We start from the raw sequence: 12861 nt of genomic DNA, 5'->3' as shown, positions 1-12861 counted from the left end.
GGGTAATCTATGCTTTACGATTTCCCTATTAAATTTTGTATCATACCTTTAAAAATAAAGCCGTGAAAAGGCAAAACAGAATACCAGTATAATTTACCCAGAATTCCCTCGGGCTTGAAAGTAGCTGCCTGATATAGTGTATTGTTAATAATTTTAAACTCCAGCCAAGCTTCGCCTGGCATTTTCATCTCGGCATACAAAATCAATTTTCCTTCTTTTTTGTTGGCATACACTACACGCCAGAAATCTACTACATCGCCTGGATAAATTACTGTTTTGTGGGTCCTTCCCCTTCTAAGTCCCACGCCTCCAAAAATTTTATCAATAAGTCCCCTCAGACTCCAAAGCCAGTCTCCATAATACCATCCTGTCTCGCCACCTATAGACCAGATTTTTTCAATAGTATAATCCCTGTCTTTGATTACTCTTTTTCGCCTGTCTATAAAACAGTTTTTTTTAGGAACTTTAAGGTACTGCGTGACATTACCGGTAAATCGGCCGCTGATCATAGAGTCTTTCCAGCTCGAAAGGATATCATCCTCCTCTATTTTCAATAAGGCTCTTTTTAGTGCCTGTTCATACGAGATCGGATTTACCTCTAGTAGAGAATTGATGCGATTATCACGGCATATCACTTCAACTTTCATACTGCTCACCAAGGCGGAAGCTAATTTAAATGATGTTGCCGTTACAAAGTAGAGCCAGTATGAAGACAATTTTGGTGTCATTACAGGTACAGTATAAATATACCTTTTAAGCTTTTTTGCCTTTGCAAATTCCAACAGCATTTCTTTATAGGTTAATATATCAGGTCCTCCTATATCAAAACTTTGATTGTAAGTTGCTGTATTAAAAAGTGATCTCGTCAGAAACTCTAAAACATCACTAATGGCAATAGGCTGGCATTTTGTATTGAGCCATTTTGGAGTAATCATTACAGGAAGTTTATCAACCAAATCCCTAATAATCTCAAATGAGGCACTTCCCGATCCTACTATAATTCCAGCTCTTAATGTAGTTGCTGGAATTAATCCGCTTTTTAAAATATTCTCTACTGCCTTTCGCGAAGACAAATGTTTGGATAATGAGCTGTCATTTACAATGCCGCTCAGGTAAATAATCTGTTTGGCGTTGGTATGGTTTAGATACAGCGTAAAATTGCGCGCAGCAATACTTTCAAGTTCATCATAATTTGAAGCAGCACCTGACATTGAATGGATAAGATAGTAAGCTGCATCAATATCATTCGGAATATTTTGGAGTGTGTTTGAATCTAAAAAATCTACTTCAACAACCGTTATTTTACTTGCAAATTCTTCTTCATAGTAAAATCTTTTGGTGTCTCTTACACAGCACACAACTTCATGGCCTTTGCCTAAAAGCAAGGGCAAGAGCCTTTTGCCTATGTAACCTGTCGCACCTGTAAGAAGAATTTTCATGTTTTTATTTTTTATTATAATTTAAAACTCACCAAACCATAATCCATTTGAAAAACCTGTCCAGAAATCGAAGCAGCCTTTTCTGAAATAAGATAATCTGTGAGCTGTGCAACTTCATCTGCTTTCAAATAGTTTTTCATCGGATGGCGATCCCTCATGTTTTCTTTCATGCGGTCATTTCGCAAAATCGAAGCCGATAATGAAGTCTCAGTAATCGTTGGCGCAATAGCATTTATCCTTACTACGGGAGCCAGCTCAGCGCCAAGTGATTTTACTAACCCTTCAACCCCTGCCTTAGCCGTGGCGATACTGGCATGAAAAGGCATACCAAGCTTTGCTGCAACCGTACTGAACAACACAATAGAAGGGTTGTTCCCTCTTTTTAAAACAGGCAGATATTTTTGAATAACACGTACGGCCCCAATTACATTAATTTCAAAATCATCCCTGAAGTCGGCTATGCTTAAACTTAAAATAGGTTTGAGATTAATAGATCCTGGGCAATAAATCAAGGTGTCAATATCTTCAATCTCCGGCAGTTCATCGTGAAGTACGTCTGCCTGAAAATTTATTAAGTTTGGATGGGAAATGTCCGGCACAGTCCTGCTTATATTATAAACAATTTGAGATTCGAGCTGCTGCAGCAGAATTGCACTGCCAATTCCTTTACTCCCGCCGATAATTAAAATCTTATTCATTTTTTTAAAATTTAATATTTTCATTATGCTCTCTCAATCTTCTTAGATTAAGATTCAGTAAGAAAATGAGATTTTCATTATTAAATTAGAACTGCTATATAAAGTAATTTCAAATTTGCAGTTATACATTGTTAAAGATACTAAAATGTTTAACTATTTTAAAAAAAACCTAAACAAAATAAAATCTAATTTATTACCTTAGCTAGGGATGGTTAGAAATATAACTTTAATAATCATTTCTAAATTTGGATTTTATCTAATAGCATTTTTAAAACCACATTAAATTATGACACCAAATAATAATGATTTTTCGCCTATCGAACTCGACCGCATTATTGAAATGGCTTGGGAAGACCGAACCACTTTTGACGCTATAAAATTTCAGTTTAATTTAACTGAATCAGACGTTAGAAAGCTCATGAAAAAAGAATTAAAATTCAGCAGTTATAAACTATGGCGAAAAAGAGTTGAAAATTGCAGTACTAAACATAGAGAAAAACGCCTACAGACAATCGATCGCTTTAAATCAGATCAACAGCGTATGATATCTAACAACAAAATTTCGAAACGAAGAGGAAGATAATCAGTATATTATAAGAAAATTCCGGATTGGAATTGTGAAACACTTTACTAAACTAATGTAATGAAAGGATTTTAAAACAAAATAAATTCACCAACAAAACTAAATCAAAAAGCTATGTACCGAAATATGGGGCTCTTAAATGATATAGTGGACAATACACCCTTGCCCATTGCAGTGTACTCAGGAAATAATCTCAAAATAGAACTTGCAAATACATCTATGATCAAAACATGGGGAAAAGGCGACCAGGTCCTGGGAAAAAATTACCTCGATGTGCTGCCAGAACTTAAAAAAGAGGACTTTTTTGAACAGGCCACAACTGTAATGAAGTCCGGCATACCTTTTCATGGCAATAATAAAAGAGTAGATTTAATTATCGAAGGTGTTATGACCACCCATTATTTCAACTACAGCTTTATTCCGCTTAAAAATGCCGATGGAACTGTTTATGGCGTTATGAATACAGGTACAGATGTTACAGAGCTGCACTTGGCACAACAGCAGATAAAAAACTCAGAAGAAAGGCTGAGAATGGCAATCGATGCTTCTGGTCTTGGTACTTATGAAATAGACTTGGTTACAAAAAAAATAAAAACATCTGGTAATTTTAATTCAATATGGTCTGTGGAGGGCGAAATTTCTAATGAAGAAATCATTGCAAAGCTTCATCCTGATGACTTGCCCGTACGTGAGAAAGCTCATGAAGAAGCAGTCAAAACGGGAAAGATATGTTATGAAACACGCATTATAGATAATGATGATACCATAAAATGGGCTAAAATTAAGGGTGAAATTATCAAAGATGAAAATAATATTCCAACTACTATTATTGGAGTTGTTCAGGACATTAATGAACAGCGAAAATTCGAGGATGAACTAAAAAAACAGGTAGCCAGCAACACGGAAGAGCTAAGGAGATCTAATGATGATCTTTTGCATTTTGCCAATGTGGTGAGCCATGATTTGAGAGAACCTGTTCGAAAAATTAAAATTTTTAATACTCTTTTGCGCAATGAAAAAGACATTGATTTTAATGACAACTGCATCAAGTATTTAAATAAAATAGATCAGAGTACTCAAAGAATGCAAAATCTTATTGAAGGTATTCTCTCCTATTCGACTTTAAGTAAGAACACACAGCCGAATGAACTCATTAATCTTAATGAAATTATTGAAAATATAAAAATAGATCTTGAACTTATTATCAAAGAAAAAGGAGCCATATTCGTTGGTTGTGATCTTCCAGAAATAGAAGGAGTTCCTATTCTTATAAGCCAGCTTTTTTATAACCTGATGCAAAATGCATTGAAATTCTCTAAAGCTGAAGAGCCTCCCAGAGTAATAATTACCTGCTCTTCAACAACTATTGACGGTGCTGAAGCAGTACAGATTTCAATCAAAGATAATGGTATAGGTATGGATGCCGCTTTTGCAGAAAAAATATTTAATGCCTTTGAAAGACTGCATTCTAAAGATGAGTACGAAGGAAATGGTCTTGGACTTTCTCTATGCCGAAAAATTGCCAAACGCCATAATGGAACAATTACAGCCACTGGTGAAAAAGATAATGGAGCAGAATTCATAGTAACCTTGCCCTTAAAACAAGATAAGCTTCTTAACGAAGTGATTATTTAATATTCGAAAAGCAAAAGATAAAAGAGTACTACTTAGAGACATTCACATAGATTTTACCAGCATCTTATATAAAATCATAAAGACTGATAATTATATAATTAGAGCTTCTAATTGTATAATATTGAACCTTGTTTAAGTTTTAATTTTATACTTATAACATCAAGTATAAAATCATAAAAAAATATAATTATGGAAAACTTAATCAATCAGGAAAATCTTGAAGACATCAGAGAATTTATAGAAGACAAAATCAGTGATGTTCCCGGCGAACTTATATTGTTTGGAGCAGTCGGCGCTTTGCTTTTATCTTCTTATCTTAATAAAAATGGCCATAAGCAGGCTGGCTCTGTCATAGGAAAATTAACTATTCCGATCATTGGCATAGGAGTTGCAAAATACAAAGACCTTTTAAAATCAGAACTAGAAAATTTTCAGCAACAGTCAGCGAATGTGATAAACACAGCACTTGAGGCTTAATCTTTTATTTGCATGAGATGCGGAGGAACTGTTTTTTGTAACATATCGCGCATCTCTTGCTAATATTTAACTCATAAAATAATTTGTTATTATTTCTTTTTCTTAGCTTCAAATTGAGCTATGAAATCATTCAAAAGAGTAACTTGATCGTGAGTAATAAGACCTTCCTGCTCATAAGGTACAATTACGTCTATCACAAAATCATATTCATTGATATCTTTAATTTTTTTTCTCTTTAAGATTTTTACCATCTTATTTTCACGTTTGTAAGGTAAATTTTGAGATTTAATTTCTTTCCAAAATTCTTCTACACAATTTCCGTGACCTTCCTGAAAATATGTAAAGATAGAGTCAATATCATATTTTAGACTTTGCATTGTAGCAAATTTTGGTTGCGGATTTAAAAAATTATGTTTCCATTCTTTATATAAATCTATAAAATGAGTAATTTGTTTTTTTTCTTTACTAACGTAATGCTCTTTCCATCCTTGTGGAGGAAATTTTTGAAATACTGTTATTGCTATATCGGCGGCTTTTGCTAAATTTTCTGCCGCTATTTTATATTTTTCAGTCATAATTTATTTATCTCCAGCTCCGTAAAGTCTTTAGCCTCAATGTTGCTCAAATGTCTCTGACTTTGCGTCACTTTTACAAAATCAAATATATAAAAACGCAACAAGTTTCAGACTTAAACGTAAAACGAAATTTTTGTTTTAAAAAAAACATACCCATTTGGAGTATGCTTTAATTGATTTTGATTGCGTTCACAAGCGAGACGCTCGCGCTAGCGAGGGAAAAAAATATGGTCTTTAAAATGGTCGATACATTTTTGACCCAAAAGAAATTTAAAGACTTCTTCGCTAAAAATATAGCTTCGCTTTAAAACAGGAAAACCCGAGCAAATGCTCGGGTTTTCCTGTTTTAAATTCATCAAGATATTTACCTATTTTCAAGAGATATAACTTCTATATTTACCTCTTGACCATCTTTTAGCTCTCCTTTCGAAAATTCTGTTGATCCATAGATGTTTTTTCCACCAAGTATAAAGTGGTATTCTTCATTTTTATCAAGTTTAACTCTAACCGAACCTGTAGAATCTGTAGTATATTTTGCTACTTTAACATACTTTCGCGTTGGAATGCCGAATTCTGCTACTCTAACATCAATAGTGTCAAACATATTAACTCTCTTTTGTTTTGTTTTATTATCAACTGAATTTATTATTATAGTAATTTGGCTTTCTAAGTCACTCTTCCCTTTGCAACTTGAAATTAATATAGCTACTAGTAAGACACATAATACTATACTCATTTTAAGGATTTTTGATTGCATATCTTGTTATATTTAAATGACTCATTAATACCCCCCAGCTCCGCGAAGTCTTCAGTTTCAGTGCTGCGCAAATGTCTCTGACTTTGCGCCACTTTTACAAAATCAAATATATAAAAACGCAACAAAGCATCTGACTTTAAACTCAAATAAAAGTTACATTGCTATTATGTTGTTTCCAATTTCTAAAAAACAAAAAAAAGCGCAAAGTCAGAGACATTTGCGCAGCTTTTTATATTAAACTCTTGGAAAAACCAACAACTAAAACTATTTTTTTGATTGTAATAACCGTATGATTTTTTCCTTATTCTTGATTTTAATTCCCTCTGCTTACAGTAATCTGAAATCTTCTAGAAACTCAGTTTTAAAAGTTGAATCAGGTCCGTCAAAAGGTTCATCTCTGAGTTTTGTATAAAGTACTTTGGCTTCCTCATATCGCCCTTTTAATAAAAGAAAAAGTGGCATATTAGAATACGGATATTTAGAAGTCGGGTCATACTTGATGCTTTGTTTTAAATAATACTCAACATCATTTAGTTTTTGAGTTAAGATACTATACCAGGCAAGACTATTATAATGATGTCCCATTTGTATTTTTACCAAACTGTCCGGAGTACTTTTATAGAAAGCAGAATCCAATGCTACCAAATCAAGATAGTGAGCGCGAAAATCTCCATTTGATTTCAATGATGAAATACTGGATTTTAAAAAATAGGTTCGGTATTGTTTAACCCGATTTGTATCTAAAAGAAAAAGAAGATGCGTCTTTGTATCATAAGTATATTTATAAGATACTAAACTAATTTTATAACGATAAGAAACTTCATTCGTTGATTTTAATATATTAGATACTAAAGAATCAGCTCTGCTTCTATCTTTTTCTTTTAGATAATATTCGTAAAAGTTTAGCACAATATCCGGATTTTTCCCTTTGATGAGATTAGCTGTGTTTTTCTTTTTTAAATTAAACCAATCGTGTATAGTGTCTAATCTTTCTGAATGACTATTTTCATAGTTCGCTTGTAACTTTACTTTTGCCTGAGATTTCGAAATACTTAGCAGTATCACGAAAAATAATATTGTTGTTAATTTCATTTAAATGAATGTATTATAGTTTTTAAAAAAGTTCAGTCAATAAATGATAAGCGAGTTGCCTAAAACACAACTCGAATTCATTTAAATTAACTGAAAAATTGAATTGATATACTCCAGCAATTTTGCTGCTAATTTGACAAACTTATGGCTGTCAATTTTTGTTTTAACCTATTTTAGGTTTTAGAAAAAGAGAAGAGAAACCCGAAGAAATAAAAGTTTCGGGAGTATTGAATTTTTGATTTTTATCAGAAAAATCAAAGTCGTTGATTTTTAAACACTTTGAGCAAACACTAAAAAAATAGCAGATGAAGCTGTGCAAATACATTTAGAATGTTTGCAATTGCCGTCACAAGAATGGTGCTTCTCCTTTTCGCAATGGCCATTAGCATCGCAACAATTTTTTTCATCTTTATTTAATGTAATTTCTGTTGTAGAATGATTTTTTTTCGTTGAATTTCCACACGCAAAAGCATGGCACGGCATCAGAAAAAAGCCAAGCAATAGAAGTACAAAAAAGTAAAAACTCTTCATAAATAGAATTAAGATGAAGCAAAAATAATAATTTAGTTATTACTTTATTGTATTATAATTTAGATCAAGCATTTATATATTATTAGAATAAATTCAAAACATGTATTTATAGTTTTAAACTATTTTTGTTTTTGCAACACTTTATTTCCTGCTAATTTTATTATAGTTATTTTCCTTTTAATGGTATATCTGACTTTGCGCCACTTTTACAACAAAATTAACGGATTTCTAATCCCTCAAAATATCCTCGACAATACGCAACGAAGCCGCTTCGCAAAAATCAAGGCCTGAATAATCCGGATTAAGTCCGCCAATGTAAGGCACTGCCATAATATAAAGGTTTTTATTATAAGCGCCGTATTGATCGATAATCTGAAAATTGTCATTAATTGCTATTCCAGAAACATTCATAAAATAATCTCCGTGTGCATCTTTCTGAATGGTTTCTTGATCTTGCGTAAATGCTTCATGTCCAGCTTGTGTCGATTTAAACTTTAGGCGGGCGGGACTAATTGCTTTTTGGGAAAGCAGACTCTTAAAAGGAAAATCATTATAAGATAAATGCGGCTGTCCCACACAATCAATAAATGTTTTGTAATAAACAGATTGACTTTTATTATTGCTGTCAGTGAAATTATATAGAATACCTCCTTTATTTTGAGGTTCAACTGTACTGTCAGCACCAACCGGAACAAGATCCAGAACACCGGCCTGATGAAGTGCAAGCAATTCTTCGCAAGATTTCTGCGGAACAAATGCAATTACAATCGAAATTAGCGGCATTAGAACTTTTTGAAGGCGCTGCATATCTTCTGCAGATAAATATTTAGCAGGATGGTTCATCGCAAAACTGAGAACGGCCAGCATTTCTTTCCAATAAACTGACTCGTGTCTTTTGATTGATTTCTCTGCCTGAACATATTCAGCTTTTAAAAGTTGAAACGGATCTAGATTTTCACGCAGTTCCATCATTTCTGCAACAAAATCCTCAATTGAGAGGTCTTTAATACGCTGATAAAAATCAGGATCTCGATCTCTAAAAATATCTTTAAAGTCTTTTTCAAAAATAAAATCAAGCGATAAGAATCCATTATTATTTTTTCTGTGATTTTCTATTTCTTCATGAGTCAAAAGAGATTTATTCGAAAGATGAGAATCTTCTAAATGAAAACGCACCGCAGGAAGCATACCACTTCTAGAATGCATCATAATTTTAAATGCACGACTTTCAGGAAGTAATTGAAAAGAAAGATTGCCATCAGTTCCTTTTTCAAATGATCCGTTATGTCTTGCAAGTGTTCTAATAGCATCAATAGCAGTTAAAGAAGATCCTTTTACCGCGATAGCGTGATTTAGTTTTTGCACCAATTTTTGAGGTGGATATGGAGCATCATAATAGCCTGGTATTTTGCCTTCGTGACGTATTGGCCATTTGTGTCCCGTGCAGATAATGGCAAAGTCAAATTCTTCGCTATCTCTATTTAATATTTCAACCGTTACAGTTTTATCTTCCAAATTATAACTGATATCTGTAACTGTGCTCTGGAAATGAGTTCTTGTAATAATTCCTAATTCTGATGCCTTTTTGCGCAGTATTTCAAATTGAGCCGAAAGATATTGGCCAAAAAGCAATCTTGGCACTACTTTATATTCGTTAAATTTATTTGGGTCGATTTTAAATCGCTCTAATAATGCAACTGGCGCCGTGTGAATCCAATCTGACATTGGAGTTACAATATTAGGAACTTCATTATCTGATACATTTGTTATATGTTCATCATTTGCACCTTCACTGCTGTACGGCATTCCCGAGCCAAGCTCTGCTTTTCTCTCAAAAATATCAATCTCAAAATCATTGGTTCCAGATTCAATCAGCCTTTTATAAACAAAAAGACCGCTCGGACCACCTCCTAAGATTGCAATACGTTTTTTATTTTTGATATCCATTCGATTTAAATATTGAATATTATTTATCTTTTAGTTTAAGAATAATAGTATTATTTGAAACAATAATCTACTTTGCAGAGGCTGATAACAGAGATATAAAAAATATAAATTACATCGCTATTCAAAAATATGCCTATAAGGTGCCATACTGCATTTACAAATATCAAATACGCTGTCTAATTTTTGTTATATGATTTAATGCAGAAATTATAAAATTTAAGAGATAAGCCAAAACCCAATTTATGTTTTAAAGCTATGATGATATTTACACTAGTGTTTTTGCTTCTTAAAAATTAAACCAAAGCATTTTATAATAAAAAAAAAGCAACAGTATAATGGCTGTTGCTTTTTCTATATAAAATTTAAAAATAATTACAAATATTTACTTTTAAAAACGGTCATTTTTTCTCTTGTCATATCATTTATTGTATAGGAGATGCCACCCATTCCTAAGCCAGAAGCATCTCTTCCTCCAAAGGGCATCCAATCGACTCTAAATGCAGTATTGTCGTTAATCATAACAGCAGTGGCGTTTAATTTTTTTGAAACCTCTAAAGCGATATCAACATTTTTTGTAAAAACAGCCGCTTGAAAATGAACATCTAAAGCGTTTGCTCTTTTTATTGCTTCTTCCCTATCTGTAAAAGAATAAATACATACAACAGGGCCAAAAATCTCATTTGTTGATACTTTAGCATCTTCTGATGGATTAAGCAAAACTGTTGGCTGAAAACACGTATCAGAAATTCTTTTTCCGCCTGTAACTAATTTAGCGCCATTTTCAATCGCTTCATTCACCCATTCTTCAACTCGGTTAACTTCTTTTGTCGTAATAAGCGAACCGACATCTGTTGTTTTATCAAACGGATTTCCAACAATTAATTTGCTGGTTGCTTCAGAAAATTGTTCAACAAAACGATCACAAATTTCCTGATTTACATAAATTTTCTGAACAGAAACACAAACTTGCCCTGCGTGATAAAAACCTCCTTTTACCAAATCTGAAATCATCTCACTAAAATCAGCATCACTTTCAACAATAACCGGTGCTGCACCGCCATGTTCGAGCGCACATCTTGTTCCCGGAGGTAATTTGCTTTTTAAAGACCAGCCTACTTTTGCTGAACCTATGAAAGTTAAAAAATGAACTCTAGAATCTGTAACCAGCAATTCTGCCGTTTCATTATCACATAATACCACGTGCACCCAACCGTCTGGCAAACCGGCTTCTTTTAAAATACCTGCAAGTTCAAGGCCTGATAAGGGTGTATTGCTTGATGGTTTAAAAATAATAGGACAGCCCGCGGCAACAGCAGTTGCGATTTGATGCACCGCTAAATTTAACGGATGATTGAAAGCACTGACCGCAGCAACAACACCAATAGGTTCTTTTGTCGTAAAAGCAATTCTGTTTAAAGAAGCTTCTGTAAGTGCCATCGGAATCTGTTCGCCTTTAATTTGCGATATATGTTCGGCTGCTAACTTTACGCCTTTAATAGCTCTTATTATTTCTGCTTTTGAATCTTTATATGGTTTTCCGCCTTCACTAATGGCTAAGTGTATTAATTCCTCACTCCTTTCATTCATTATTGAGGCTGCTTTTTCGAGAATCTCTATTCTTTTATAAGCCGGAAGCCAATTCGACTGATCGTTAAATAACTTTTGAGCAATTTGCAAAGCATTTTCAATATCATTTTTATTGACCAACGGAAGTTCTTTTACAAGACTTTGATCGTAGGGGAATATTATTTTTGTGGTATTTTCCATAAATATTTTTTTAATATATAAGCTTAAAAACCATGTTTCAATTGTAACGAAATTCATTTAAACATGATTTGTTTTTTAAATTTAATCAAATTATCGATGAGTACAATGCCAAATAACACAATATTAAACTTTGACAGCTTTTACAAATAAGTTACGGGAGTAGTTAAAATAATTTCTCTTTTTTCTAATAAAGGAACAATTTTTCCTAAAACTAAATCTTGAAAATGAGATGAATTTCGATGTTCTTCTATCGCAGATTCACTACTATACCCTTCAAATAAAACGATTGTATTTAGATCCGAATTGCCTTGATGAATTTCATAAAACAGATTGCCACTTTCTTTAATACTTTCTTCTTGTACTTTTTGGAGCAGATTTAAAATATTTTCAATCTGGCCTTCTATAACTTTCCATGTTGCAAAAACATGAATTGGTTTTTGATTTTTCATTTTTGATTTTTTATAATTATTTTTCAATTTTAATCATGAATAATATTGACCTTCATTCAGATTTTGAAGAAGGTCAATACAATTTAATATTATTTCTTAGCAGATTCTAAGATAACAATCATTTTTTCAGCAACTCCTTTTGCAGAAGCAGGGTTTTGACCGGTAACTAAATTGCCATCTGCAATACTGTGCGCTGACCATACTGCAGCTGCGTGGAATTTTGCACCCTGTTTTGTTAATGCAGTTTCAAGCAGGAAAGACACATCTGCGATAGCGTAACCTCTCTCTTCTTCATCTGTAAAAGAAGTAATATTTTTACCATTTACTAAATAAGATCCGTTGCTTAATTTTACATTTAATAAGGATACAGGACCGTGACAGACCGCTCCTACAACAGCATTTCTTTCATACGTTTCTTTAATTACTTTTTTAAGAAGCTGATTTTCGGGCATATCCACCATTGGCGCTAATCCTCCAGGAACAAAAACGGCATCGTATTTACTCACATCAACATCTGAAAGTTTAACGGCTTTCTGCATACTTTCCCAACCTTTGCCTGTTAAAAAAGCAAGATTGTCAGGATCATTTGCCAAATTAAGGGCATCTAAATACGGAGTATTTCCTGTTAAGCTAGCAAAATCAATCTGGTAATTTGCTTTTTCAAATTCTGCATAAGGATGCGCTACTTCTGGAAGAAAAGTTCCTGTTCTTCTGTTGTTTGGTCCAATAGCATTGGCATTAGACACAATAATTAAAATTTTCTTGTTCATTTTTGTTTCGTTTTTAAGGTTTGTTTTTTGTTTTACTAATGTGTTATCTTTTTGATTTTGGGCATGAGAAGAAAAAAAGGCAAAAGCCATTGCCACGATAATAAGTTTTTTCATTTCTATAAATTTTAAAGGTTGTTAATG

The 12861-nt window shown here is 33.1% G+C and carries 12 protein-coding genes; 3 read left to right on the top strand and 9 right to left on the bottom strand.

What is annotated here, in order from left to right; all coding sequences use genetic code 11:
- Window positions 1-14: 14 nt before the first annotated feature.
- Together IR010_RS16945 and IR010_RS16940 are read right to left on the bottom strand one after the other, a co-directional pair.
- Entirely contained in the window at window positions 15-1439 is a 1425-nt protein-coding gene (locus tag IR010_RS16945) for an SDR family oxidoreductase (protein WP_194605558.1), read from the bottom strand.
- A gap of 14 nt (window positions 1440-1453) precedes the next feature.
- The gene (locus tag IR010_RS16940) at window positions 1454-2137 is read right to left on the bottom strand and encodes an SDR family NAD(P)-dependent oxidoreductase (protein ID WP_194605556.1); all 684 of its coding nucleotides are present in this window, start codon (window positions 2135-2137) and stop codon (window positions 1454-1456) included.
- A gap of 286 nt (window positions 2138-2423) precedes the next feature.
- Here IR010_RS16940 and IR010_RS16935 point away from each other — a divergent pair, with 286 nt between their 5' ends.
- The 3 genes from IR010_RS16935 to IR010_RS16925 all read left to right on the top strand — a co-directional run bounded on the left by IR010_RS16935 (window position 2424) and on the right by IR010_RS16925 (window position 4832).
- A complete protein-coding gene (locus tag IR010_RS16935; RefSeq protein ID WP_029272443.1) occupies window positions 2424-2720 on the top strand; it encodes a TIGR03643 family protein in 297 nt (98 codons plus the stop codon).
- A gap of 114 nt (window positions 2721-2834) precedes the next feature.
- Window positions 2835-4355, top strand: a complete 1521-nt coding sequence (locus IR010_RS16930) for an ATP-binding protein (protein WP_194569440.1) — start codon at window positions 2835-2837, stop codon at window positions 4353-4355.
- A 189-nt stretch (window positions 4356-4544) separates the two neighbouring features.
- Window positions 4545-4832, top strand: a complete 288-nt coding sequence (locus tag IR010_RS16925) for a hypothetical protein (protein ID WP_194569442.1) — start codon at window positions 4545-4547, stop codon at window positions 4830-4832.
- An 89-nt stretch (window positions 4833-4921) separates the two neighbouring features.
- On the opposite strand, the gene IR010_RS16920 is transcribed toward IR010_RS16925, so the two are convergent.
- The 7 genes from IR010_RS16920 to IR010_RS16890 all read right to left on the bottom strand — a co-directional run bounded on the left by IR010_RS16920 (window position 4922) and on the right by IR010_RS16890 (window position 12834).
- Window positions 4922-5407 (bottom strand): hypothetical protein, encoded by a 486-nt coding sequence (locus IR010_RS16920; protein ID WP_194569444.1) that lies wholly within the window; start codon window positions 5405-5407, stop codon window positions 4922-4924.
- A 364-nt stretch (window positions 5408-5771) separates the two neighbouring features.
- Window positions 5772-6143 (bottom strand): hypothetical protein, encoded by a 372-nt coding sequence (locus IR010_RS16915; RefSeq protein ID WP_194605554.1) that lies wholly within the window; start codon window positions 6141-6143, stop codon window positions 5772-5774.
- Between the two features lie 348 nt (window positions 6144-6491).
- Window positions 6492-7256, bottom strand: a complete 765-nt coding sequence (locus tag IR010_RS16910; RefSeq protein WP_194605552.1) for a tetratricopeptide repeat protein — start codon at window positions 7254-7256, stop codon at window positions 6492-6494.
- 759 nt (window positions 7257-8015) lie between these two features.
- Window positions 8016-9734, bottom strand: a complete 1719-nt coding sequence (locus tag IR010_RS16905) for an FAD/NAD(P)-binding protein (RefSeq protein WP_194605550.1) — start codon at window positions 9732-9734, stop codon at window positions 8016-8018.
- Between the two features lie 372 nt (window positions 9735-10106).
- Window positions 10107-11501 carry an aldehyde dehydrogenase family protein gene (locus tag IR010_RS16900; protein ID WP_194605548.1) on the bottom strand — a complete coding sequence of 465 codons (1395 nt, stop codon included), beginning with the start codon at window positions 11499-11501 and terminating at the stop codon, window positions 10107-10109.
- 140 nt (window positions 11502-11641) lie between these two features.
- Window positions 11642-11950 carry a putative quinol monooxygenase gene (locus IR010_RS16895; protein WP_194605546.1) on the bottom strand — a complete coding sequence of 103 codons (309 nt, stop codon included), beginning with the start codon at window positions 11948-11950 and terminating at the stop codon, window positions 11642-11644.
- Window positions 11951-12039: 89 nt separating this feature from the next.
- Entirely contained in the window at window positions 12040-12834 is a 795-nt protein-coding gene (locus IR010_RS16890) for a type 1 glutamine amidotransferase domain-containing protein (protein ID WP_228515185.1), read from the bottom strand.
- Window positions 12835-12861 lie beyond the last annotated feature (27 nt).

The sequence above is a fragment of the Flavobacterium sp. MR2016-29 genome (genome assembly GCF_015350695.1).
Lineage (GTDB): Bacteria > Bacteroidota > Bacteroidia > Flavobacteriales > Flavobacteriaceae > Flavobacterium.
Note: the sequence above shows the minus strand (reverse complement) of the source record. Positions and strands in the feature narration are given on the sequence as shown.

Excerpts from the sequence above, each read along its gene's own strand:
- IR010_RS16945 (WP_194605558.1), bottom strand. The coding sequence starts at position 1,439 with ATGAAAATTCTTCTTACAGGTGCGACAGGTTACATAGGCAAAAGGCTC.
- IR010_RS16895 (WP_194605546.1), bottom strand. The coding sequence starts at position 11,950 with ATGAAAAATCAAAAACCAATTCATGTTTTTGCAACATGGAAAGTTATA.
- IR010_RS16935 (WP_029272443.1), top strand. The coding sequence starts at position 2,424 with ATGACACCAAATAATAATGATTTTTCGCCTATCGAACTCGACCGCATT.
- IR010_RS16910 (WP_194605552.1), bottom strand. The coding sequence starts at position 7,256 with ATGAAATTAACAACAATATTATTTTTCGTGATACTGCTAAGTATTTCG.
- IR010_RS16915 (WP_194605554.1), bottom strand. The coding sequence starts at position 6,143 with ATGAGTATAGTATTATGTGTCTTACTAGTAGCTATATTAATTTCAAGT.
- IR010_RS16905 (WP_194605550.1), bottom strand. The coding sequence starts at position 9,734 with ATGGATATCAAAAATAAAAAACGTATTGCAATCTTAGGAGGTGGTCCG.
- IR010_RS16920 (WP_194569444.1), bottom strand. The coding sequence starts at position 5,407 with ATGACTGAAAAATATAAAATAGCGGCAGAAAATTTAGCAAAAGCCGCC.
- IR010_RS16940 (WP_194605556.1), bottom strand. The coding sequence starts at position 2,137 with ATGAATAAGATTTTAATTATCGGCGGGAGTAAAGGAATTGGCAGTGCA.
- IR010_RS16900 (WP_194605548.1), bottom strand. The coding sequence starts at position 11,501 with ATGGAAAATACCACAAAAATAATATTCCCCTACGATCAAAGTCTTGTA.
- IR010_RS16930 (WP_194569440.1), top strand. The coding sequence starts at position 2,835 with ATGTACCGAAATATGGGGCTCTTAAATGATATAGTGGACAATACACCC.
- IR010_RS16890 (WP_228515185.1), bottom strand. The coding sequence starts at position 12,834 with ATGAAAAAACTTATTATCGTGGCAATGGCTTTTGCCTTTTTTTCTTCT.
- IR010_RS16925 (WP_194569442.1), top strand. The coding sequence starts at position 4,545 with ATGGAAAACTTAATCAATCAGGAAAATCTTGAAGACATCAGAGAATTT.